Origin of the sequence: Streptomyces sp. NBC_00358 (assembly GCF_036099295.1) — a bacterium.
Taxonomy (GTDB): domain Bacteria; phylum Actinomycetota; class Actinomycetes; order Streptomycetales; family Streptomycetaceae; genus Streptomyces.
Genome location: NZ_CP107976.1, coordinates 4,592,245 through 4,616,025, shown reverse-complemented (window position 1 = coordinate 4,616,025; position 23,781 = coordinate 4,592,245). Strand labels below are relative to the sequence as shown.

Annotated in this window: 17 protein-coding genes, 1 tRNA gene and 1 pseudogene; 10 read left to right on the top strand and 9 right to left on the bottom strand. The window is 69.8% G+C overall.

Annotated elements, in window-relative coordinates; all coding sequences use genetic code 11:
* Positions 1 to 8: 8 nt before the first annotated feature.
* Positions 9 to 323, bottom strand: a complete 315-nt coding sequence (locus tag OHT01_RS19425) for a hypothetical protein (protein WP_328554406.1) — start codon at positions 321 to 323, stop codon at positions 9 to 11.
* A gap of 155 nt (positions 324 to 478) precedes the next feature.
* On the opposite strand from OHT01_RS19425, the gene OHT01_RS19420 reads away from it, so the two are divergent.
* The 3 genes from OHT01_RS19420 (at position 479) to OHT01_RS19410 (ending at position 5,537) form a co-directional block, all read left to right on the top strand.
* A complete protein-coding gene (locus tag OHT01_RS19420; protein WP_328554405.1) occupies positions 479 to 733 on the top strand; it encodes a hypothetical protein in 255 nt (84 codons plus the stop codon).
* Between the two features lie 89 nt (positions 734 to 822).
* Positions 823 to 3,375, top strand: a complete 2,553-nt coding sequence (locus tag OHT01_RS19415) for a hypothetical protein (RefSeq protein ID WP_328554404.1) — start codon at positions 823 to 825, stop codon at positions 3,373 to 3,375.
* Positions 3,376 to 3,575: 200 nt separating this feature from the next.
* Complete coding sequence (locus tag OHT01_RS19410; protein ID WP_328554403.1) at positions 3,576 to 5,537, top strand: Ig-like domain repeat protein; 1,962 nt, start codon at positions 3,576 to 3,578, stop codon at positions 5,535 to 5,537.
* A gap of 146 nt (positions 5,538 to 5,683) precedes the next feature.
* Here OHT01_RS19410 and OHT01_RS19405 read toward each other — a convergent pair whose 3' ends face one another.
* Positions 5,684 to 6,142, bottom strand: a complete 459-nt coding sequence (locus OHT01_RS19405) for a hypothetical protein (protein WP_328554402.1) — start codon at positions 6,140 to 6,142, stop codon at positions 5,684 to 5,686.
* A gap of 485 nt (positions 6,143 to 6,627) precedes the next feature.
* Here OHT01_RS19405 and OHT01_RS19400 point away from each other — a divergent pair, with 485 nt between their 5' ends.
* Both OHT01_RS19400 and OHT01_RS19395 read left to right on the top strand, forming a co-directional pair.
* Positions 6,628 to 7,491, top strand: coding sequence for a hypothetical protein (locus OHT01_RS19400; protein ID WP_328554401.1), 864 nt, complete (start codon positions 6,628 to 6,630; stop codon positions 7,489 to 7,491).
* 44 nt (positions 7,492 to 7,535) lie between these two features.
* Positions 7,536 to 7,811, top strand: a complete 276-nt coding sequence (locus tag OHT01_RS19395; RefSeq protein WP_328554400.1) for a hypothetical protein — start codon at positions 7,536 to 7,538, stop codon at positions 7,809 to 7,811.
* A 208-nt stretch (positions 7,812 to 8,019) separates the two neighbouring features.
* Here the strand turns inward: OHT01_RS19395 and OHT01_RS19390 are convergent, their stop codons facing one another.
* Both OHT01_RS19390 and OHT01_RS19385 read right to left on the bottom strand, forming a co-directional pair.
* Positions 8,020 to 9,420 (bottom strand): FG-GAP and VCBS repeat-containing protein, encoded by a 1,401-nt coding sequence (locus OHT01_RS19390; RefSeq protein ID WP_328554399.1) that lies wholly within the window; start codon positions 9,418 to 9,420, stop codon positions 8,020 to 8,022.
* A gap of 169 nt (positions 9,421 to 9,589) precedes the next feature.
* Positions 9,590 to 9,868: a hypothetical protein gene (locus tag OHT01_RS19385; protein ID WP_328554398.1), complete on the bottom strand. Its 279-nt coding sequence runs from the start codon at positions 9,866 to 9,868 to the stop codon at positions 9,590 to 9,592.
* Positions 9,869 to 10,529: 661 nt separating this feature from the next.
* Between OHT01_RS19385 and OHT01_RS19380 the strand changes: the two genes are divergently transcribed.
* Entirely contained in the window at positions 10,530 to 12,533 is a 2,004-nt protein-coding gene (locus OHT01_RS19380) for an Ig-like domain repeat protein (protein WP_328554397.1), read from the top strand.
* 43 nt (positions 12,534 to 12,576) lie between these two features.
* Positions 12,577 to 12,848 (top strand): annotated as a pseudogene (locus OHT01_RS19375) (tyrosine-type recombinase/integrase); the annotation flags it as partial.
* A gap of 61 nt (positions 12,849 to 12,909) precedes the next feature.
* Here OHT01_RS19375 and OHT01_RS19370 read toward each other — a convergent pair.
* Positions 12,910 to 12,983 (bottom strand) — tRNA-Gly (locus tag OHT01_RS19370).
* 618 nt (positions 12,984 to 13,601) lie between these two features.
* On the opposite strand from OHT01_RS19370, the gene dcd reads away from it, so the two are divergent.
* The gene (dcd, locus tag OHT01_RS19365) at positions 13,602 to 14,177 is read left to right on the top strand and encodes a dCTP deaminase (protein WP_328554396.1); all 576 of its coding nucleotides are present in this window, start codon (positions 13,602 to 13,604) and stop codon (positions 14,175 to 14,177) included.
* 4 nt (positions 14,178 to 14,181) lie between these two features.
* Positions 14,182 to 14,706, top strand: a complete 525-nt coding sequence (locus tag OHT01_RS19360; protein ID WP_328554395.1) for a phosphoribosyltransferase — start codon at positions 14,182 to 14,184, stop codon at positions 14,704 to 14,706.
* 161 nt (positions 14,707 to 14,867) lie between these two features.
* On the opposite strand, the gene OHT01_RS19355 is transcribed toward OHT01_RS19360, so the two are convergent.
* From OHT01_RS19355 to OHT01_RS19340, 4 genes are all read right to left on the bottom strand, one after another.
* Positions 14,868 to 15,947, bottom strand: a complete 1,080-nt coding sequence (locus OHT01_RS19355; RefSeq protein ID WP_328554394.1) for a Yip1 family protein — start codon at positions 15,945 to 15,947, stop codon at positions 14,868 to 14,870.
* Positions 15,948 to 16,191: 244 nt separating this feature from the next.
* Complete coding sequence (locus tag OHT01_RS19350) at positions 16,192 to 17,685, bottom strand: FG-GAP and VCBS repeat-containing protein (RefSeq protein ID WP_328554393.1); 1,494 nt, start codon at positions 17,683 to 17,685, stop codon at positions 16,192 to 16,194.
* A gap of 428 nt (positions 17,686 to 18,113) precedes the next feature.
* Entirely contained in the window at positions 18,114 to 19,553 is a 1,440-nt protein-coding gene (locus tag OHT01_RS19345; RefSeq protein WP_328554392.1) for an FG-GAP and VCBS repeat-containing protein, read from the bottom strand.
* A gap of 518 nt (positions 19,554 to 20,071) precedes the next feature.
* Positions 20,072 to 22,363 carry a (Fe-S)-binding protein gene (locus OHT01_RS19340; protein WP_328554391.1) on the bottom strand — a complete coding sequence of 764 codons (2,292 nt, stop codon included), beginning with the start codon at positions 22,361 to 22,363 and terminating at the stop codon, positions 20,072 to 20,074.
* 265 nt (positions 22,364 to 22,628) lie between these two features.
* On the opposite strand from OHT01_RS19340, the gene OHT01_RS19335 reads away from it, so the two are divergent.
* Positions 22,629 to 23,744, top strand: a complete 1,116-nt coding sequence (locus OHT01_RS19335) for an MraY family glycosyltransferase (RefSeq protein ID WP_328554390.1) — start codon at positions 22,629 to 22,631, stop codon at positions 23,742 to 23,744.
* Positions 23,745 to 23,781: the final 37 nt, after the last annotated feature.

Sequence of the window (23,781 nt, the reverse complement as noted above, 5' to 3'; positions counted from 1 at the left end):
GGGGTTGCTCAGGCGCCGCCGCGCGCCCGGAAGGAGCGCGCCAACCGGATGGTGAGGACCGCGGTCGTCACCGCGATCACGAACGTCGACGCGTCGAGAATCTCGACGACTTGGTGAGGCGCGTGCAGCAGGCCCGGCAGCCTGGCGGAGATCATCGCCAGGCCCATGAGGAGGAGCGGGAACCACGCGGAGGGGGAGCGACGGCCCTGACCGGGACCCGCCCCCCTCGACGCGTCGACGCGCGCCCCCCGGAGAACACCAAGACTTCCGGCGATCAGCGCGCACCCCATGGCGACCACCGACCAGTCCATGAACCGCAGCATGCCGCCTCCTCGACCGCCTGGATCTTCCTCTCGCGGCACGGCATCGGCAAGGGCCGTGCGCACCGGGGGCGGGTGCCATTTTTTTGCCAGGTCATGACAGCTCGCCCTGACCTGCGGCGCAGTACGGGGGCCTCGGCGGATGCGGCCCAGGATCGGTGGCAAAGCCGCTGGTCGGGGTGCTGACGCCGATCCTGCGACAGCAACTCCGTGTTAGTTTGCGCCTCTTGATCGTGAAGGTGGAGTGGGGGCCTTTCATGAAGCCGGCGCGATTCTCGACGCCAACCGCCGCGGCGCTGAAGCTGTTCACGAGCAACGACCACTACCGGATCCGCGGCCACTACACGCCGCCGGCCAAGGGCGCGGAGACCGGCGGCGCCTGGACCCAGTGGACCCATTTCACGGTCCGCTGACGGGCAACCTTTCGTGAGGCTGGAGTGTCCAAGGGGGCGAGAGTCACTGTCGTGACCGCTCGTTCCCTCCTTTTCCTCACAGGAGCTCCATGCGTCTCCAGCGGGTCTCGCTCGCCGCTGCCCTGTCAGTCGTGGCCGGGCTGACCACCGCCACCGTGGGCCTCACCGGCCCGGCCGCGTTCGCCGACAGCACCGTGGCGCTGCCGCTGCCCGGCTACGCGCGCATGCTGGTCGACACCGCTCACCAGCACATCTTCTTCAGCGAGGGTGCCGGCTCGACCGGCATCGTCGTGACCGACCTGGCGGGCGCCCCCGTCGCCACCGTCGCGGACGAGCCGGGCGCCACCGGGCTGGCGCTGTCCCCCGACGGCCGCACGCTGTACGCGGCTCTGGCGGACGGCGACGCCATATCCGCCATCGACGCGGCGACGCTCACCGAGACCGGCCGCTGGTCCACCGGGCCCGGCAGCGCCCCGGTCTCCGTCGCGGTCGCGGGCGGCCGTGTCTGGTACGGATACACGGCCGACGGAAAGGGCGGCATCGGATCGGTCGATCCCTCCGCCGCCGCCCCCGCGGCGACTCCTCGGCCCGCCATGTCGCACTGGTCGGCGGCACCGCGGCTCACGACGGGCGGCGACGTGCTCGCGGCCGAGGAGCCGCAGCAGAGCCTCAGCCACGTGGCCACCTTCGACGTCTCCTCCGGCACCCCGTCGACCGAGGCCGACACCCTCGTGTTCGGCGGCACGGCGACCGGACTCCGGGTCACCGGCGACGGCGCGAAGGTGCTGCTCGCCGCTCCGGAGCAGCCGGCCCTCCAGGCATACCGTGCCTCGGACCTCGCCGCCGCCGACCCTGCCGTGTACTTCACCGGCGGGGTGAACTCCGCCCCGAACTCGCTCGCGGTCGACACCGACGGCACGATCGCCGTCGCCGGCACCTCCGGCGTCTACCTCCACGCCGGCTCCGGCACCCTCGCCGAGAACCACGTCACCTTCCCGGCCGGTACCACCGTGGCCCCCGACGGCCTGGAGTGGGGAGCCGACGGCACCACGCTCTACGCCGTCACGCAGGACTCCTCCGGCGCCCACACCCTCGACGTGCTGAGCGCCCCCAAGCTGACCGACACCCAACTCTCCCTGGACCAGGCGAAGTACGCGGTCCCCACCGAGCAGTACACGTTCACCGGCTCGCTGAGAACCCGCGGCCTCGTGCCGGCCGGCGCCCGGCTCCAGGTCACCCGCGACGGAACGGCCCTGCCCGACACCACGGTCGGCAAGGACGGGACGTTCGCCGTCAGCGACATCCGGCCGGACGAGGGCACGTACACCTACCAGGTGTCGTACGCCGGTGACGCGACGCACCGGGCCGCGACGGCCTCGCTCGGGGTGTACGTGGCCAAGCTGCCGACCACCCTCACGGGCGCGGACATCAGCTCGGCGAGCCCCGGCTCGGTCGCCTTCACCGGCTCGCTCCTGACCCAGTTCGGCCTCGGCAGCCTGCCCCGGGGGACCGCCGTCCAGGTGACCAGGACGAACGAGGACACCCAGGAGACGAAACAGCTCCCGTCGGCCACCGTCGACCCGTCCACCACCGCGTTCACCGTCACCGACGTCCCGAACCGCGCCGGGCGGTTCACCTACCACCTCTCGTACGCGGGTGACGCCACCCACCGGCCGACGACCGCCGACGTGGGCCTGACGGTCTCCCCGTACGCCCCGGCCCTGACACTGAAGGCCCCGGCGACCGCGACCCGCGGGGCCGCTCTGTCCTTCGGCGGCAAGCTCGGCGACGCCCCGTACGGCAGCGGCGAGACGGTCACCGTCTCCCGTACGGACGCCGCCCACACCACCGCGCCGGTGAAGTGGACCGCGCCCGTGGGCGCCGACGGCACGATCACCGTGAAGGACACCCCGTCCGTCGGCGGCGCCGACACCTACACGGTGAGCTACCCGGGCGACGCCTCCCACGAGGCGGCCACCGCGTCCGCGATCGTCCAGGTGTCCCGCGCGGCGACGGCCGTGTCCGTCACCACCAACGCGTCCTCGTACGCGTACGGCGCGACGGCCACCGTCACCGCGCACCTCGGCACGACCTACGACGGCCGTACGGTTTCGGTCTACGCCACGCCCTCCGGCGGCACGAAGACGCTGGTCAAGACGGGAGCCGTGGACGCCAAGGGCAACCTGACGGCCACCTACAAGCCCACCCGCACCACGACGTTCACGGCGTCCTTCGCGGGCGACTACCGCTACGCGCCCGCGACGGCCACCCGCACCGCCAACACCTATGCGAAGGTCGCCACGACCCTCGGCGGCTACTACACGAGCACCACGTACAGCGGCACCACCTACCGCGTCTACCACCGCACGGCGAAGCCGACGGTGACCGCGACCGTGACGCCGAACAAGGCGGGTCAGTGCCAGCGCTTCCAGGTGCAGGAGTACTACAGCGGAGCCTGGCACACGCTCACCACATCGGGCTGCTACGCCCTCTCCACGAACAGCGCGGCGGCGGCCCAGGTGAGCCTCACCAACGCGCTCAACCAGAAGTTCCGGGTCCGCTCCGAGTACGAGCGCAGCACGAAGGACACCACCAACCTGAGCACGTGGGGCGGCTGGCTCCACCTCACGGTCAGAGCCTGAGACCGGTCGTGGCTCAAGCCCTGCCAGGGCTTGAGCCACCCCCGGAAATCCCCTCCCCAATTGTCACAGCCATGCCATAGCCTGCTTCCAGCAGCCGCGCCCCGCACATCACCGCAGTCCAGCGGTCATGTCCGGGTGCTGCGCGGCGCACTCGTCTCCCCGGTCGCGGTACCGGGTTTCCATGTGGGGGTAACAGCACTGTGCGTACGCGCAGCATCTCGACCGCGACGGCGATCGCGGTCCTCTTCGGATCGGCGGCACTGAGCCTCGGCGCGGTCGGCACCGCTTCGGCCGCTCCGACCGCCCATGTCACCTCGCCCGGCGGCCTCGCCGTGGACGGCGTGGTGAAGCGGGTGTTCGTCGGCGACAGCACCAACGGCACCGTCGCGGCCACCGACTACTCCGGTACGGTCCTCGGTTCGGTCGGCGGAGTCACCGGCGTCAGCGACCTGGCGGTCTCGGACGACGGGTCGACCGTGTACGCGGCCGCGCCCCAGCTCCACGAGATCTGGGCCATCGACGCGAGCACCCTCGACGTCAAGGCCCGCTACACCGTCTCCACCAACACCGGCCCGCGCCATGTCGCCTTCAGCGGCGGCAAGGTGTGGTTCTCCTACGGCGACCAGTGGGACGGCAACCTCGGCTCGGTCGACCCGACGGTGGACCCGGCGAGCGGCACCGACCCGGTGAGCATGGGGCAGTTCCCGTCCGGGGGCACCTCGAGCGGGATCTGGGGCCAGGCCCTGCTGGACACCGACTCGACCCAGCCGGGCATCCTCGCCGTCGCCGAGAACGGCCTGTCCACCGACTCGATGGCCGTGCTCGACGTCTCCAGCGGCACGGCCGCCCTGGTCGCCTGGCACAACGGCGACTACTCGCTGAACGACGGCATCGGCGACATCGACCTGGTGCCCGGCGGCAAGCAGGTGCTGGTCAACGGCAAGGACCGGGACGCCTACACGGGCGGCAACTTCAAGGCCGCGGGCTCGTACCCGAGCGGCCAGCTCGCGGACATCGGCTCCAACGGACTTCTCGCCCAGGTCAACGGCGGCAAGATCCGCACGTACCAGCCGAACGCCACCCTGCCGGTGCACACCTACGACGAGGGCACGGCCCAGACGGCGGCCCTCTCCTGGGCGCCGGACGGCTCCCGGATCTTCGCGCTCGTCAGCTCGGGCGGCGGCTACAGCGTCAAGGTCCTCACCGACCCGACGCTGAACAACCCGACCCTGACCGTCAACGCCCCGACGAGCGCGACCCGCGCCAAGAAGCTCACCGTCACCGGCCGGCTGACCGCTACGGTCCCGCTCCCGGCCGGCGCGAAGCTCCAGGTCACCCGGGTCGACCTGGACTCCCCGAGCGGCAAGGCGCTGCCCGCCGTCACGGCGAAGTCGGACGGCACGTACTCCTTCTCCGACACCCCGCCCGCCGGCGGCACGGTCACCTACAAGGTGACGTACGCGGGCGACGCCGGGCACTCCGCGGTCACCGCGAGCGACAAGGTCGACGTATCGCGCGCCACGACCTCGCTGAGCCTGAACAACAACGGCAAGGTGTACTCGTACGGCACCGACGTGACGTTCACGGCGCACCTCGGTACGACGTACAAGAACCGCACCGTCGAGATCTGGGCCAACCCCTACGGCGGCGACAAGCCGAACAAGCTGATCAAGACCGGGACCGTCAACTCCAGCGGCAACATCTCCGCGAAGATAGACATGACCCGCGACACCGACGTCACCGCGGTCTTCAAGGGCGACGCCCGCTACAAGTCCAGGACCGTCAAGTCCACGGGCTACGCCAAGGTGAAGACGTCCACCTCCGTGTCGAAGCAGTACAAGACGGCCAAGATCGGCTCGACGACGTACTACTGGTTCCACAAGAACACCGACCCGGTGCTCACCACGACCATGACGTACTACCCGGGCCGCAAGCAGCGCATCGACCTGCAGGTCTACTACGCCGGCAAGTGGTACACCACCGACGGCAGCCCGCAGTACTTCAAGCTCGGCTCGAACGGCAAGTCGGCCGTGAGCCTGGGTGCCCCGGGCACGTCCGGCCTCAAGGCGCGCGTGCGCTCGTCGTACATCAACAACTCCTCGGGCGACAACGTCAACTCGACGACGTACGGCTCGTGGAAGTACCTGTACTTCTCCAACTAGCAGCCGCACCAAGGACGAAGGCCCCGCCCGGGGCATGACGTCCTGAAGTGGCCGCTCGTCGATGCCGAAGGCCCCGAACCACGGTCGACCGGTTCGGGGCCTTCGCGTGCGGTCGGCTCCAGGCGTCGGCGCGCCCGTTCCAACCACTACTTCCCGGGCGGCTGGGTGACGACCATCCGCCAGACCACCGAATCGTCGGCCGAGAACCTCCATGCCAGTTCGCGCATATGGGCGTGCGGTATCTCGGCGGTGAACACGCCGGTCCCGTCACCGCACCGGGACCCGGCGAGGGTCTTGCCGGCGGCGGTGATGTCGAACCCGGAGGGACCGGCGCATGTCCACATCACCGTGACGGACGAGGCTTTCCCCGCCGACGCGGGAAGCACGACACCGCCCGCGCCGTGACCCGACCCGGTGTACAGCGTCTTCGACCCGACAGGGACCGGCGATCGGACCGGATCGGGAAGGCGGGCCGGGTTCGTCGAGGCCGACACCGCAGTGGCGGTCGCGCCGCGGGTGGCGGTGGCGCGATGGTGTGTGCCGCCGGAACAGGCCGACACGAGCAGCAGAGCCGACAGTCCGACGGCCGGCGGGAAGAGCTTCATCGGATCGTCCTCAACCCATCAGCGGGCGATACGGGGCGAGCCGTCCGTCCTGCCGGCTCGCCGGAACCTTTGCCCCAGGGAGCGGCATGGGCACAACAGTCACGCAACGTCCGGATGATCGTCAAGGAGATTCGACCGATTTGAGCAAGGGCTGAGCCTGGCGACCGACAGGCCGGGACCCTTGCTCGATCAAGAGGACTGCCGCTGATCCCCCGCGTGCGTGATTCAGGCCAAGTGGCCGACTTCACAAGGCCGTTCGCGCTGTGCGCGGGGTGATCGTCAAAGTGGAGCAAATCGGCCGAGGTTCACCATGGGAGTGCCATATGCAAGCAATGAGTCATGTATGTCGCCAGTGCGGCGATGGCAGCCGAAAACTGTTGATCTTGTGAGCTCCTGGTCGACCGTGTGAGGATCCCCCGGCCGACGAGTTCGGTTCGGACCACAACACTGGGGGAACTGCTTTGCGAATACCGAGAGTTGGAAACTTGACCCTCGTTGCCGGGGCGGCGGCACTGACCATGCTCACCGCGCCCGGCGCCATGGCTGACACGTCATCGCACACCGCGACACCCTCGACGGTGATCGAGAAGGCGACGGGCACGCAGGAGATCCTCAAGGGCTCGGGCACCGTGGCCGCGGAAGGTGCCCAGGTATTCCTTCCGGCCCGCGCCGACGATCCGATCAGCGCGACCAAGGGGGAGGACACCATCAAGCTCGCCCTTCCCGGAGTTGGCGGGAGGGAGTCCTCAAGTACGAGCGGCACGGCCGTCTTCGCCGGCCGCGACGACTCGGTCTCCACCGCCGCGCAGGCGACGACGGACGGTGGCTTCCGCGCGCTCTTCACCCTGGACGACGCCAACGCTCCGCGACAGCAGTCGTTCGGGTTGACTCTCCCGGAAGGCGCCACGACGCGGCAGACCGCCGAGGGCGGCCTGGTCGTCTTCGACGCCTCCGGAAAGATCATCGGCGGGCTGGAGACGCCTTGGGCGAAGGATGCGAACGGCGCCCCGGTGCCTACCGCTTACCGCGTCGAGGGGGACACCGTCACCCAGACCGTGGAAGCCGACGCGAACGCCGCGTACCCCATCGTCGCCGACCCGAAGTGGACCTGGGGAATCATCAGCGGAACGGTCTACTTCAACAAGAAGGAGACGGCTCACCTCGCGTCCAATGCCAGCTTCGTGGCCGTGCTGTTCGCGGCCGCTCCGCCGCCGTTCGACGCGTACGGCATCCTGAACGCGGCGAACATTTCCCGGGTGGCCTGGAACGCGGGCTCCGACGGCAAGTGCGTCGAGGTGAAGGTGCCGACCTTCCTTCCGTACGAGTACAAGGGCGGATACTGCAAGTAGGTCCGCCGCACACCGCCGAGAAACAGAGAGGGCACACGTAGGTTATGGACAGCTTTGCAGGACCGGCCATCCTGGTGCTGGTTGCCGCGGTCATCGTCGTACTCAAATACCGTCGGCGCAGGGCTGGGCAGACCCCCCTGCTCGCGGACAGCGGAACTCCCGGCCGCATCGCGGTGGCCGTGGCCTTCGCGGTCGGCTGCGCTTGGGCCTGGTCCCAAGGTCCCTCGGTCGTCAACGCGGGTGTCCTGGGCCTGAGCCTCGCACTTCTGGCCGGGATCGCCGCCGAATTCCTGGCGCGCAGGAGCGCCCGTCGCATGTGACGAACGCGGGCGCCGAGGGACAGCCTCCGGCCCCGATCCGTCGGCACCTCACCGGTGACCGTGATCGGACCATCGCCGACCGGCTGCCTGATACGCCGTAGCGCTCACAACTGCGGTGCGCACCCCGCTCATCGGTTGGGCGACAAGGGGGCCTTGGATCTGCGGGCCGTCGGGGCTCGTCCGCGCGTGCCCCGACGGCTCGACGGGCTCAGCGCGCGAAGCCGGTTCCGAATCGGGAGCCCTTCTGCGGCGCGTTCAGTGTGCCGGGGCCGAAGGAGGCGATGTTGGTGGTCGTCAGGCCGTTCTTCGAGCCGCGCAGGAGCCAGGCCGCGCCCGAGTCCTGGTAGGTGCCGTCCTCCTGGGGCGTGCCCACGGCGAGGTCCACGCGATGGTTGGCGTTGACGTCCGCGAGCAGGACGGCGGCACCGAAGTGGTCGTCCTTCTCCGATGCGCCCGGCACGCCGGACGTGGACTGGCTGAAGGCCTGTGCGCCGGTACCGGTGAGGCCGGACGCGCCGCCCTTGAGCAGGACCACCGCACCTGCCTCACGGATCGAGCCGATGTCCTCGCCGGGCACACCCACCGCTATGTCCGGGTAGCCGTCGCCGGTCACGTCGCCGGCGGCGAGCGAGTAGCCGAACTGGTCGCCGTAGTCGGCGTTGTCGTCGCCCGCCTCGCCGACGCCCGGGACGCCCGCCGTGTCCTGGTTGATCTTGCTGGTACGGGTGGAGAAGCCGGACGCCGAGCCGTAGACGACACGGATGTCGCCGGCGTCGTACTCCATCATCTCGGAGACCTGGTCGACCTGACGGGCGATGAAGTCGCCGTAGCCGTCCTTGTTCACGTCGGCGATGACCCCGCCGACCGTGTAATAGCCGGAGGACTGGAAGGTCTTGCTCAGCCCGGTGGACGTGCCCTTCCACAAGCGGGACTTGTGCTGCATCTCCTCGAAGCCGTGCTGGGTGACGACATCGTCCTTGCCGTCCCCGGTCACGTCGCCGACGGTGAAGTCCTGCGGGCCGTCCTCTTCGGCGAAGGCGAGGGTGTCGGTCGACGCGGGCACCCCGGCGCGGGTGAAGGGACCGAAGCGCACCTCCAGCGAGCCGCCGACGTTGGCGACGAGGTCGGCGTGACCGTCGCCGTTGATGTCACCGGCACCCACCTGGTACGTCGTACCGGCGAGTGCGGCGCCGCCGCGGAGGCCCTGTGGGGAGCCCCACAGCACCACGGGCGTGTGGTAACCGCCGACCACGAGGTCGGTGTAGCCGTCCCCGTCGAGGTCGCGGGCCGCCGTCCAACTGCCGAAGTAGTCGTACTCCATGACGTCTCCGGGCACGCCCTCGGCGGCGCGCGTGATCAACTGGGAGTGCTTGGTGTCGGCCCCGGCGGAGGAGCCGTACACGACCGACAGGTAGCCCGCGTCGCCGACGCCCGACACCGTGGCGTCGGGCGCGCTGATCGCCAGGTCGGCGAACCCGTCGCCGTTGAAGTCGATCACCGGCGTCGTCGTCGTGGCGGAGGCCGGTGCGGCCAGAAGCACGGGGGCGGTCAGCAGCGCGGCGAGCGCGGCACAGCCCACGGCGGAACGACGGCGATTGCGGTTGGGCACGGAGACTCCCGGTATCGGTCCCTGGTACATCGGACGTTCATGTTGACCACCGCCACGACGCAATGGTTGTGGCGCGAGTGACTCCGGTTGAAGAACGCGACGTTGGGCCGGCTGCGGCAACGCGGGCTGTTCTGAGCTCTCGGTGGTCACCGCTCCCGGGCCCGTCGGTCTATCGGATGGGGTGGGTGTTCAGCCAGTTGTTCAGCTCGCGTGCCGGGCCGAGCATGGGAGGGAGGCGGGCCTCCCCGCTCAGCGCTGCGGCGGCGGTGAATCCCTTCTCCAGCTTGCCGAACAGACGAATCGGCTCGGCATAGACGCTTTCCGACGCCCCGGACGCCTTCATCAGGTCTTTGAGCAGCAGTCCGTCGCCGAAAACCTTTGCCAGGTCCCGCCCGCAGTCCGCGGAACAGTCGGTCGTGGTCAGTTCCCGAAAGTCCTTCTGGAACATGTACGCCGCATCCTGCAGAGTCGCACTGTGCCAAGACGGGCTCGCGCTCAGTGCCGGCTCCTTCTTGTCGGCGGATGCGTCCGTCTCTCCCCCGCAGCCACTCATGGCTGTTGTCGCGACGGCGGCGAGCAGAGCCCCTGTCACGGTCTTCCCCCACCGGCGTCTCCTCATGGCGGTGGATCATGCCACGGCGAGCATGGCCGACCTGATGGTGGTCCCGGGAGCCTCGGACGGGGCCGTTCAACTGTGTTCAGGTGCGGCCGGTCGTCTGAGCGGCCACCGCCTTGGGCTCGCCCGAACGGCCATGAACGGCGCCGAACGAGAAGGAAATTGAGACGGTCGGCTGAGTTGGGTTCGCCGGCATCTTCGCTGTTGGAGGGGGAGTTATGGCGCTGGTCCGCGAGGGGGAACACGTTTCGGCTCCTCACGCTGCGTTGGGCGAGTACGAGATCCCGCGGCCGTACTGAGCGTCCTCGATTCCCCGGTGTTCCCCGATCGCAGCGATCCCAGTGGGCGCCTGCCATGGAAGGTGCCCGGCTCCCGGGCGGCAGCCAGTGGGACCTGCGGAGAATCGCGCGGGTGTGCCGTACAACCCTGATGGGGCTACAGGGGTCTTGAGGGCAGTCTTGTGTTTCCTAGTGGGGGTTGCATCACTGTGCGTGTGCGCAGCATTTCGGCCGGGACGGCGCTCGCGGTCGCCCTCGGTTCAGTCGCCCTGATCGGGTCGTCCGCGGGCGCTGCTGTCGCCGACAGCAGCGCCGCGCTGCCCATCAGGTCCAGCGGCGACATCATCGTGGACGGCGTTCACAAGCGGGTCTTCATCAGTGACCCGTCGGGAGGCAAGGTCGTCGCGACCGACTACAACGGCACCGTCATCGGGACGGTCACCTCGTTGCCGCAGGCCGACGGCCTGGAGCTGTCCGCCGACTCGGCAACGCTCTACGTCGCCGTGCCGGGAACCGATGAGATCGTGGCCGTCGACCCGGCGACGCTGACCGTGGCCGGGCGGTACGCGACGGGTGACGGCACGGATCCGCAGCACCTGGCGCTCGCGGGCGGCAAGCTCTGGTTCGGCTATGGCGGCGACGGTCACGGCAACATCGGCTCCCTCGACCTGTCAGGCGGGCAGACGCGGGTTTCGCTCGCCCAGGAGGCCGAGGGGACCTGGAAGGACGCTCCCCTGCTGGACTCGGTACCGGGCGCTCCCAACACCCTGGCGGCCGGCTCGCGCCAGTACTACTTCACCCTCGGCATCTATGACGTGTCGTCCGGCACGGCCGGCCGGACCGCGTTCCTCGGCGGGCAGGACGCCGCCATCGGCAACACCGCGGAGGACCTGGCGCTCACCCCGGACGGCACAGGGCTGGTGGTGGCCACCACGGCGGGCGACTTCCAGCAGGTCTTCCGGACCTCGGACCTGTCGGAGACCATCAGGTATCCGAGCACCTACTCGGCACAACGGTCGGTGGCTGTCGCGCCGGACGGCCTCGTCGCGGTGGGCTCCGACACCTACGCGATGTTCCTCCCCCAGGTGTCCATCTACAGGCCCGGTGGCACGGCCCCGAGGCGGACCGCCGACTTCACCGACGAACGGGGCGGAGTCTCCCAGGAGACCCTGCTCGACCACGGCGACCTCGCTTTCGCGCCCGACAGCAGCCGGCTCTTCGCGGTCACGCGCGACCTCCAGAGCTATTACCGCCTGCGCGTCGTCACCGACCCCGGCAAGGCCGTCACCGGCATCACGGTGAACGCCCCGGCGACGGCCGGCCGTGCCAAGTCGCTGACCGTCTCCGGCAAGGTCACGAACACGCTCGGGCTGCCCGCGGGGACCACCGTCGCGGTCACCCGAACGGACGTCGAGTCCCCGAACGGCAAGGCGCTCCCGGCCGCGACGGTGAAGGCGGACGGGACCTTCTCCTTCACCGACACCCCGCCCGCGGGCGGCAAGGTCACGTACAAGGCCTCCTATGCCGGCGGCGCCGATCGCACGGCTGCCTCCGCCTCCGACACGGTCGAGGTCTCCCGGAACTCCGCGACCCTGACCGTGAGCAAGAACGGCAGCGTCTACGACTACGCCAGCAACGTGACGTTCACCGCCCACCTCGGCACGACGTACAAGAACCGGACGCTCTCGCTCTACGCGGACACCGCGGGCGACGGCAAGGGCAAGTACCTGGTCAAGACCGGCACGGTCAACAGCGGGGGCAACCTGTCGGCCTCCTTGACCCTGAAGCGCGACACCACGGTGAGCGCGTCCTTCTCCGGCGACGCGCGGACCGCCCCGAAGACGGCCACGAGTTGGGTGGGCGCGAAGGTCAAGGTGTCGCTGAGTGTGAGCCGCTCCTACAAGACGGCCACGGTCAACGGGTACACCAAGTACTACTTCCGGAAGACGACCAATCCGCTCTTCACGACCACGATGACGGCCTACTCCGGCCGCTCGCAGAAGCTGGAGTTCCAGATCTACTCCGGCGGCGCCTGGCGGTCGGCGGGGTACCAGTACTTCAAGCTCGACTCCACGGGCAAGTCGGTGGTGGAACTGGGCGGCACGCACCAGACCGGCTACTCGATGCGCGTGCGGTCGTCCTACATCAACAACTCCTCGGGCGACACCGTGAACTCGACCACGAACAGCTCCTGGAAGTACTTCACCTTCACCGGCTGAGGCCCCCCCAAGGCCCGGCGCATCCGATGACGCGCCGGGCCTTGGCACGGGCAAGGAGTCCGCGGCGGAACGTCGTATCGCCACCGTCGGCCAGGTGGATGCCCTCGCCGACGCGATCGGCATCCGCCGGCGCCTCATGGTCTGCCTCGGCGCGTACGGCCCGATGCGATCCGAGGAACTGGCGGGCCTGCGCCGCCGGGACGCCGACCTGGACGACATGGCGATCCGCGTCCGAGCCGCCGAGCCCGAGCGGACCAACGGCCGGTGAGCTCCCGGAGAGCCAAGCCTGACGCGGGTGTGCGTGCCGTCGTCCTGCGCCCCGCCCCTTGGTTTGGACAACAAAGAACCCCCGGGTCATCGACCTGGGGGTTTCACATGGAGCGGGTGACGAGAATCGAACTCGCACTCTCAGCTTGGGAAGCTGATGTTCTACCACTAAACTACACCCGCGTAAGACGCCGATCGGGCCGGTGTCGAATGCTCGCTCACTCTACCTCATGCCCCGCCCCCGGCGCCGAAGCCGCAGGGCCCGCTCGTGTTTCGCAGGGTGGATGCGGCTGCGAGCGCCCGGAGTTGGGGCGTACGGTGGGGGCGTTGAAGTGGGTCCGGGCGGGGGCGGAGTGCCGCTTGGAGAGCCGTCCCTTTCATCCCGTAATGTGGCTTTCGTTGTCAGGGCATCAGCCTGACGCAGCTCTTGGGGAAGGGACTCTGGGACTTGATGGAGCGCACCGTCGTCCGTTGTGCCGAGGGGCACGTGTTCAGCACCGCTTCGTTCCCGATGCAGCAGGCCGAGCGGCTCGGCCCCGGCCGGCTGCTCCGGTGTCCACGGTGTGCCCGGCTCCGCAGTGTGGTGCCGGTGACCTTGGAGAAGGCAGTACCGGAGCGGTGACGCGGCAGGGGCCGATCAGTAGGAGCGGCAACAGTAAGCAGTAGAGGCACGAGAACCGGTGCTCCAGCAGGGGCGCAGAGGCCGAGGAGTCGTCTCGGGCGCAGGAGCGGCGGAGCAGTACGGGCGCGCGGAGCCATCACGATTGTGGTGGCTCCGCGCCCCTTGCGTATCCTCAGGGCGTGCTTCTCTCAGACAAGGACATCCGGGCCGAGATCGACGCCGGGCGGGTCCGGATCGATCCCTACGACGAATCCATGGTGCAGCCGTCGAGCATCGACGTGCGCCTCGACCGCTACTTCCGGGTGTTCGAGAACCACCGCTACCCCCATATCGACCCAGCGGTCGAACAGTCGGACCTCACGCGGCTCGTCGAGCCCGAGGGTGACGAGCCGTTCATCCTGCACCCTGGAGAGTTCGTCCTCGCCAGTACGTACGAGGTCATCTCGCTGCCCGACGACCTCGCTTCGCGGCTCGAAGGCAAGAGCTCCCTGGGCCGGCTGGGGCTGGTCACCCACTCCACCGCCGGGTTCATCGACCCCGGGTTCTCCGGGCACGTCACCCTGGAGCTGTCGAACCTCGCGACCCTGCCGATCAAACTGTGGCCGGGGATGAAGATCGGTCAGCTGTGCATGTTCCGGCTCAGCTCGCCGGCCGAGTTCCCGTACGGCAGCGACCGGTACGGTTCCCGCTACCAGGGCCAGCGCGGTCCGACCGCCTCGCGGTCCTTCCTGAACTTCCACCGCACCCAGGTCTGAGGCGATGAGCGTGTCTCCCGTGTCTCCCGTGCGCGAGAACCTCAGCTACGAAGGGTTCGGCGTCGCCGTACGCGAACTCGCCCAGACCATCGCCGACGACGGGTACGAGCCGGACATCGTGCTCTCCATCGCCCGTGGCGGCGTCTTCGTCGCGGGCGGGCTCGCGTACGCCCTCGACTGCAAGAACATCCATCTCGTGAACGTCGAGTTCTACACGGGGGTGGGGACGACGTTGGAGATGCCGGTCATGCTCGCCCCCGTCCCCAACACGATCGACTTCTCCGACAAGAAGGTCCTGATCACGGACGACGTCGCCGACACGGGCAAGACGCTCAAGCTCGTGCACGACTTCTGCGTCGACGCCGTCGCCGAGGTCCGCAGCGCCGTGATCTACGAGAAGACCCAGTCGCTCGTGAAGTGCGAGTACGTGTGGCGGAGGACCGACGAGTGGATCAACTTCCCCTGGAGTGTCCTGCCTCCGGTACGTAAGGCGGGGGAGCCCATCACTCCCTCGAAGGACGCCCTCTGACCTGCTTGCCGTCGGCTGAGGCGCCCTCTGGCCTGTCGGCCGGGAGTGCACTCCCGGCCTGCTGACCCGTTCGGTGAACGCGTGAGAAGGGGCTCCCGGCGTTGTGCCGGGAGCCCCTTCTCATGCGTGTGGGCCCCTGTACGAGGGGCGCGCGGAAGCCGTCAGAACGTGCCCAGCTTGATGATCGACAGGATGGCGATCAGCTGAATGGATGACGCGGCGAGTGCCTTGGGCCACGGGAGGTCGTGGGACTTGCCGACCATCAGGGTGAGCAGGGCACCCGCGGCGACCCAGGTGATCCAGCCGAGCAGCTGGACGAAGGACGCGTTGCCGCCGAAGAACATGGCGACGAGCAGTCGCGGGGCGTCCGTGATGGACATGATCAGCATGGAGAGGCCGACCGTGGGCTGCCAGGCGCCGTCGCCGCCGAGCTGGCGGGCCAGCGTGTGGGTGACCACGCCCAGGACGAACGTGCTGATGACAAGGGCCACGGCGGTCGTCAGGACGATCGGGACGGCATTGGAGAGGGTCGCGCTGATGGCGTCCTGGCGGGCGCTGTCGAAGCCGAAGACCGCCAGCAGGCCGTAGAGGAACGTCACGATCAGGGCCGGGGCCCACATCGTGTAGTCGCGCATCTGGAGGAAGGTCCGGTTGGGGGCCGTCACTATGCCCTTGAGCAGGTCCTTCCAGTGCAGCCGCGGGCCGACCGGCGGAGCCGCCGCCTGGCCCGCGCGGTAGGTCCCGCCCTGGTTGTAGGGGTCCTCGCCGATCGAGAAGGCCTGGGTGTGGCCGGGGCTGTTCGCCGCGTACGGGTCGGGGCCCTGCTGCGGGTGACCGTCGCCGAAGTACTCCGGCTCATCGTGCCCGCCGTCGTGTCCGCCGCCCTGGGGCCAGCCGCCCTGCTGCCCGCCGCGATACGGCTGACCGCCCTGCTGCCCGCCACGGTAGGGCTGACCGCCCTGCTGCCCGCCGTACGGCTGCTGTCCCCCGTACTGCGGCTGCGACGGCGCGGGCGGGTAGCCGTACGGCTGTTGCCCGCCTCCCTGGGGGGACTGCTGTCCGCGTCCCTGGGGGGCCTGTCCGTACGACGGTTGTTGTTGCGGTCGCGCTTGCGGGGCACGGTTGTCCCGGCCGCCGCGTCCGATCCTGAATCCAGCCACGTTATCGAACGTACCTGGTCCCGAAGAGTGACGTGCCGGGCCCGGGGCAACGGGCCGGGCATTGGGTCCGAGCTGTGACATCCCCTAAGGGGTAGTCAGGGCGGCCCCGTACGGGAACGTCCGTACGACGGAACGGCAGGGAGGGCGGGACCCGGGAACGCCCGGGGAACGGGACACGCCGGGCCCGTGAGCGGAGCGGGCCCGGCGTGTGGGGAAGGGGTCGCCCGGGACGGGCGGCCCCTTCCGGGGAGAGCAGCCCGGTCGCCCCCGAACGCCGGTTCGACTGTTCGGGAGCTACCTGGACCAGCCCTGGGAGTGACCCGGATCAGTCGGCGAAATTGGCGCCGAACTGCGGGGTGCCCGACGTCGAGACGCCGGACGTGCTCGGCGAGACGGTGCGGGAGCCGGTCGTGGTGATCTTGCTGCCGTTGGAGGGCAGGTAGGTCACCGCGCCGTTGCCGGCGTTCTCGTACGAGCCGATGAGCAGGTCGGCCCGGTCGTCGCCGGTGACGTCGTCGAGCTTGACGTCCGCGCCGAACAGGTCGTTCTTCTCGTCGCTGCCGGGGACCCCGGCCGTGCTCTGCGCGAACGACTGGGCGCCGGAGGAGACGTCGACGCCGGCCGCCGAGCCGTACAGGACGGTGACCATGCCGGTGTTGGAGACACCGTCGATGTCCTCGTCCGGGGCGGAGACGACCACGTCCTGGTAGCCGTCGCCGTTGATGTCGCCCATGTCCAGGTCCCAGCCGAACCGGTCGCCCGTCTCCGAGGTGCCGGGGACGCTGCCGCTGTTCTGGGTGATCCCGGTCGTGCCGGCCGGGCCGGACGCCGAGCCGTAGGTGATGTTCACCTTGCCGCCGGTGGCGGCGTCCGGGACGGTCGTGCCGTCGTCCAGGGTGGCGTCCCAGCCGGCGCCGCTGACGATGTCGCCGAAGCCGTCGCCGTTGATGTCACCGATGCCCGTGATGATCCCCGGCTTGAGGGTCTTCGCGGACGCGACGCTCAGGCCGCTCGCCGTGCCGGGCACGAAGTAGTTCGTGTTCCAGCCGTAGCTCGTCTGTGTCTCGTAGCCGTCGACGATCAGGTCGGTCCTGTGGTCGCCGTTCACGTCTCCCGCGGTCAGGCTGAGCGGGCCGTACGGGTTGTCGTTGGTGCCCGACTGGATCGGGGGCTTGATCGTCGTACGGCCGCCGGGGGTGCCGGCCGTGCTGAAGCCGCCCTTGTAGACGTAGATCGTGCTCGCCGAGCTGCCGACGGCCAGGTCGGCCTTCCCGTCGCCGTCGAAGTCGCCGGCCGCCAGGTCCTTGCCCCAGTAGTCGTGCGAGGAGGGGGACGGGTCCGGGACGTCGATGCTCTTGCCGGTGAGGCCGCTCGCGGAGCCCCAGAGGATGGCGATGGCGCCGCCGTTGGTGTCGGTGCCGACCTTCTCCCAGGGGGAGGCGACGGCGAGGTCGTCGTACCCGTCGTTGTTGAAGTCGGCGTACGCCGTCTCACCGCCGAAACCGTCCCCGGCCTCGGCGGTGCCGGGGACACCCGTGGTGTTCTGGCTGATCGTGGAACGCCTGGCGGACGAGACGCCGGTGGTCGTGCCGTAGAGGGCGACGATCTGGCCGGCGCCCGCGTGGCCGCTGACGGAGGCGCCGACGGCCGACAGGGCCACGTCGCCGATGCCGTCGTTGTTGAAGTCGGCCTGCGGGACCCTCATCGAGTCCGCGGCGGTCGCGGTCGCGGCCGAGAAGGTGAGCAGACCTCCCGTCAGCGCGGCAGCCGTTGCCGTCGCGAGGGCGAGTCGCACGTGGTGCGGGTGACGCTTGTGCATGCGGGATTCTCCTGCGGCATGCGGGGATGCTGGGCGCACATCCCCTGTCAATGGGAGCCGATCGTCTTTGTTTGCCCTGAGTTGTCCGGCAGTTCACTGACTGATCGGCGAACAGGAGACCATTGATGGTGGTTGAGGGTTGTACGTGAGTTCGAGGATTTCTTCGAAGGCGAAGGCGGAAGCCGAGGCCGAGGTGGCGGTGGTGGTGGCCGAGGCCGAGGTGGTGGCCGCAGCGGTCGCCGGTGCCAGTGGCGCGGCCCCGCGGTGTCTCCTCGGGGCGCCTGCGGTGACGCCTCGGGTCGCCGGGGAGGGTGGATACGTCCGACCGGCCGAGGCGGCACGGCGGCTCGCCACGGGATCGACGCGGCGCCCTGTCCGGGATCGACGCGGCGCCCCGTCCGGCGGGCGTCGCGTCGATCCCGCGGTGACTAGCCCGCCAAGTCCATTCCGAACGCGCCGCCCTGATTGTTCGTCAGGCCGATCGAGGTCGGACCGAAGGACACCGAGGACGTCGACTTCGCGCCCGGCAGGAACCATGCGGCACCGGCCGGGTCGTTCTCCTGGGACGCGATCGCCGTGAGGTCCGCGCGGCCGTCGTGGGTGACGTCGGACGCGAGGAGAGTGGCGCCGAAGCTGTCGCCCGCCTCCACCGAGCCCGGTACCCCGGGGCTGTCCTGCGTGAGCTGTGTCGCCCCGGTCGTGGTGAGACCGGACGCCGAGCCGCGCAGCAGCGTGATCGTGCCCGCGGAGGCGATGTAGTGCTGGTCGTCGCCGAAGGACTCGCCCGGTGCGCCCACGGCGAGGTCGCCGTAGCCGTCCTTGTCGAAGTCCCCGATGGCCAGTGCCTGGCCGAACCGGTCGCCCGCCTCGGCCGAGTCCGGTACACCGGCGGTGTTCTGGCCGAGCGAGTTCCGGCGGGTCGTGCTCGGGCCGGACGACGTGCCGTAGACGACGTTGATCCTGCCGCCGGTGGAGCCCGACGGATCGCGGTCCGGGTCCTGCGGGTTGCCGAGGACGATGTCGCCGTAGCCGTCCTTGTCGAGGTCGCCGATCGCCGCGGTCTCTGCGACGGGCAGCGTGGCCGCCTTGCTGAGGCCGCTCGACGCGCCCTTGTAGTAGACGGCTCCGGCCAGCCGGTCGCTGTTCGCCTTCTGCCCGGTGACCACCAGGTCGGCCTTGGTGTCGCCGTCGACCCGGCCCGCGGTGAGGGCCGGCCTGTCGATCCCGGGGGAGTACGAGGAGACCGTGCCCGTCGAGCCGGACTTGCCGAACGGACCGCGGATCAGCCGGATCCGGTAGGTGGGGACGCCGGTGTCGCCCTGCGCGGAGATCGCCAGGTCGGGCTTCCCGTCGCCGGTGAAGTCGGCGGCCGCGATGCTCAGCCCGAAGTAACTCCCGTACAGCGAAAGGGGGTTCTTCACCGTCGTGGCACCGGAGAGGCCGCTCGCGGAGCCCCAGACGATGACCACCGTGCCGGCGTCCTCCTTGTCCCCCGTCTTCTCGTGCTCCGCTCCGACGACCAGGTCGCCGTAGCCGTCCCGGTTGAGGTCGGCGGTGGCGATCTCGTCGCCGAACTCGTCCTCCGTCTCGGCGTCGCCCGGGACGCCCGCGGAGTTCTGGTTGATCACCTGGTGCCTGGCCGGGTTCAGCCCGGTCGCGGTGCCGTAGACCACGGCCACCTGCCCGGCCCACGCCTTGCCGTTCACGGTGGCGGCCGGGGCGGCGATCGCCGCGTCGCGGTAGCCGTCGCCGTTGAAGTCCCCGGACAGGCCGGAGGGCGCGGCGGAGGCGGGAACGGCGAGCGTCAGCGGGGCCAGGCCCGCGGCGAGGAGGGCGGTGGCCAGTAACGCCGGGGTGCGTCTGTGCATGTGCGGGGTTCTCCTGCGGCACGCGGGGACGCCCGGGAGGCCTCCCCAGTTGATGGGTGCGGCCGTCCGTTCCTGCCCGGGGAGTCCCTGGGCGCACGGTCGGCCGATGGTGAGGAGACCCGCCACGATCGGCAAGGGTTGTACGTGTGTTCGGTGAATCTCGCGTTTCCTGTGCAAGGGGAGACACGAGAGTCCTGCCTTCGGACCGATTCCGGCTTGATCCCGCTCGGTTCCGCCCCGACTCCGGCCCGACGCCGAGCGGCTCTCGAGAACGGCTGGGCAATGAGGCACCCAGTCTGGATACGGCGACACCCCCGCGCTCCGGAGAGCACGGGGGTGTCGGTCGTACCGATCCGATCAGGCCGGTCGGCGGTGTCCGAAAGCCAGGTCAGGCGGCTGTGTCGGCCAGTCGCTTCAGCGGTCGTATCGAGCGGTCGTATTGAGCGGTCGTGCGAGGCGGTCGCGTCAGGCGGTCGTGTCGGACCGTCGGCCGCGGCGCTGCTTCACCGGTCCCGGAGTCACTTCACCGGTTCCGGTTCCTGCTCGCTCTCCGAGTCGGCCGTGCCCGCCGGGGGCTCTTCCTCGACCGGGGTACGGACGGAGTCGAGGAGCAGCTGGGCGACGTCGACGACCTGGACGGACTCCTTGGCCTTGCCCTCGTTCTTCTTGCCGTTGACCGAGTCGGTCAGCATGACGAGGCAGAAGGGGCAGGCGGTGGAGACGATGTCGGGGTTCAGCGACAGAGCCTCGTCGACACGCTCGTTGTTGATGCGCTTGCCGATCCGCTCCTCCATCCACATCCGCGCGCCACCGGCGCCGCAGCAGAAGCCGCGTTCCTTGTGGCGGTGCATCTCCTGCTGGCGCAGGCCCGGGACGGCGGACATGATCTCGCGCGGGGGCGTGTAGACCTTGTTGTGGCGGCCCAGGTAGCAGGGGTCGTGGTAGGTGATGAGGCCCTCGACCGGGGTCACCGGGAGCAGCTTGCCCTCGTCGATGAGGTGCTGGAGAAGCTGGGTGTGGTGGATGACCTCGTAGTCGCCGCCGAGCTGCGGGTACTCGTTGCCGATGGTGTTGAGGCAGTGCGGGCAGGTGGCGACGATCTTCTTCGCCGTCCTGGGCTTCTTGGTGGACTCGTCCACCTCGCCCTCCTCGTTGAGGGACTCGCCGAAGGCCATGTTCAGCGCGGCGACGTTCTCCATGCCGAGCTCCTGGAACAGGGGCTCGTTGCCGAGGCGGCGGGCGGAGTCACCGGTGCACTTCTCGTCGCCGCCCATGATCGCGAACTTGACGCCCGCCATGTGCAGCAGTTCCGCGAAGGCCTTGGTGGTCTTCTTGGCGCGGTCCTCCAGGGCGCCGGCGCAGCCGACCCAGTACAGGTACTCGACCTCGCTGAGGTCCTCGATGTCGCGGCCGACGACGGGGATCTCGAAGTCGACCTCCTTGGTCCACTCCAGGCGCTGCTTCTTGGCCAGCCCCCAGGGGTTGCCCTTCTTCTCCAGGTTCTTGAGCATTGTGCCCGCCTCGGACGGGAACGCGCTCTCGATCATCACCTGGTAGCGGCGCATGTCGACGATGTGGTCGATGTGCTCGATGTCGACCGGGCACTGCTCGACGCAGGCGCCGCAGGTGGTGCAGGACCACAGGACGTCCGGGTCGATGACGCCGTTCTCCTCGGCGGTGCCGATGAGGGGGCGCTCGGCCTCGGCGAGGGCGGCCGCGGGCACGTCCTTGAGCTGCTCCTCGGAGGCCTTCTCGTTGCCCTCCATGTCCTTGCCGCCGCCGGCCAGCAGGTACGGGGCCTTGGCGTGCGCGTGGTCGCGCAGCGACATGATGAGGAGCTTGGGGGAGAGCGGCTTGCCGGTGTTCCAGGCGGGGCACTGCGACTGGCAGCGGCCGCACTCGGTGCAGGTGGAGAAGTCGAGCAGGCCCTTCCAGGAGAACTGCTCGACCTGGGAGACGCCGAAGACGTCGTCCTCGCCGGGGTCGGTGAAGTCGATGGCCTTGCCGCCGCTGGTCATCGGGAGCAGTTCGCCGAGGGCGGTCGCGCCCTTGGCGTCACGCTTGAACCAGATGTTGGGGAAGGCGAGGAAGCGGTGCCAGGCGACACCCATGTTGGTGTTCAGGCCGACCGTGATCGCCCAGCCCATGGTGACGCCGAGCTTGATCATGGCGGTCAGGTAGACCAGGTTCTGCAGCGTTCCGTAGCTCAGGCCCTTGAAGGCGGCGACCAGGGGGTACGAGGCCCAGTACGCGGCTTCGTAGTGGTCGACACCGTGGATCGCGCCTTCCAGGCCGCGCAGGGTCATGATCGCGAGGCCGATGACGAGGATCACGGCCTCGACGAAGTAGGCCTGGCCCGTCTTGGAGCCGGCGAAGCGCGACTTGCGGCCCGGCTTCGACGGCCGGTTGAGCTGACGGACCGCGATCAGCACGATGATGCCGAGCGTCGTGAACAGCGCGATGAACTCGGTGTAGAGCTCGTACGGGAGCCAGCCGCCGACGACCGGCAGCGTCCAGTCGGCCTTGAACAGCTGACCGTAGGCCGTGACGATCGTCAGGCCGAGGGTCAGGAAGCCGACGGCCACGAACCAGTGCGCGACGCCGATGATCCCCCACCGGTTCATACGGGTGTGGCCGACGAACTCCTTGGCCAGCGTGACGCTGCGGGCCTTCCAGTCGTCGGTGCGGCTCCCGGCGGGTACGGGCTGGCCGAGCTTGATGAACCGGTAGATCTGCGCGACGGCCCGCGCGATCAGCGCGACGCCGACCACGGTCAGGACCAGCGACACAATGATCGCGGCGAGTTGCATTCGGGGGCTCCTCGGGCCTGCGAGGTGTTGCTTCGAGCGTGACCTCGAAGTGATTACTAAGCGGTAACTTATGCAGTCCGTCTGAGACTACCCACTTCCTTCGCCGCACTGTAGCCAGAGGTGCGGTGATCTGCGTCGCTGAGGGATGCCTGAGTGGCCGCGCGGGCGACGGGCAGAAGGTCCGGTTCGCCCCGGGGCGACAGGACACGTAAACCCGATCGTGTTATTCACCCAATACTGTGACAATTACCCCTAAATTGGCGACGTGCTGTACGGAATCACGGCCGCCACCGCCGCTCTGCTCCTGACCGCCGCGCTCGCCGCGCTGCTGCGGTCGTTCTCCCTGCGCTTCGGCGCGGTCGACGGAACGGGGCTTCCCGCGCGCCGGGCGAAACCCCGGGCGCCCGGGAGAGGGCGGCCGGTTCCCCTGCTCGGCGGGGTGGCCGTGGTGGGCGGGACGGCGCTCGTCGGCTGGGCCGGGAACTGGACCGGTGCCGCCCCGCTCGGGCCGGAGGCCGGACGGCTGCTGGTCGCCGGGATCGTGGTCGCCCTGCTCGGCCTGGCCGCCGATCTGCTGCCCGTGCCCCCCGTGGTGTGCGTGGCCGGTGTCGCCGTCGCCGCCGCGCTGACCGTCCCCTATGACGAACTGGGCATGCCCGCCGGGGTCCTGGCCGTGGGCTGGGTCGTCTTCGTCACGCAGGCCTTCCGCTCGCTCGACCACGCCGACGGGGTGATGGGGACGGTCGGCGTCATCACCGCGTTCGCGCTGAGCGGCTGCGCGGCCGCCGAGGTCATGGACGGGCTCGCGGCGCTGCTCAGCGTGCTGGCCGCCGCGCTCACCGGCTTCCTGATGCACGGCTGGCCGCCGGCCCGGATCGCGCCGGGGCGCTGCGGGGCGTTGTTCGCCGGGTTCGTGCTGGCCTCGTCGGTCGTGCAGGTGCACGCCGAGCGCCCGGCCGGGCCCGGGTTCGGCGCCGGGTTCGCTCTGACGGCCGTGGCCAGTGCCGACGCCGTCCTGGTCCTCGTCTCGCGGCGCCGGGCGGGACGGCCGCTGCTGCGTCCGGCGCCGGACCATCTGGTGCACCGGCTGCGCCGGGCGGGGCTCACCCGGCAGGGGGTCATGGTCCTGACGGGGCTCGCCGCGTTCGCGGGTGCGCTGGTGGGGCTGCTCATCGATCTGGGGTGGCTGGGGGCGGGGGCCGCCTGGTGGCCGGCGGGCGCCGTGGCGCTGGTCGCCGTCGCCGGGGCCGTACGTCCGGGACCCCGCCCGCGCCGCCCCCATCCGCATGCGATCCCCGCTCCCGGGGGACCCGCCCCGAGATCTCTGGGCAGACCCGGACGGCCCCGTCCGGAGGCTCCGGGGCCGGTGAAGGTGCACTGACTCTGCGCGAAAGGCGCAGGTCAGGGCTGCCATGCGT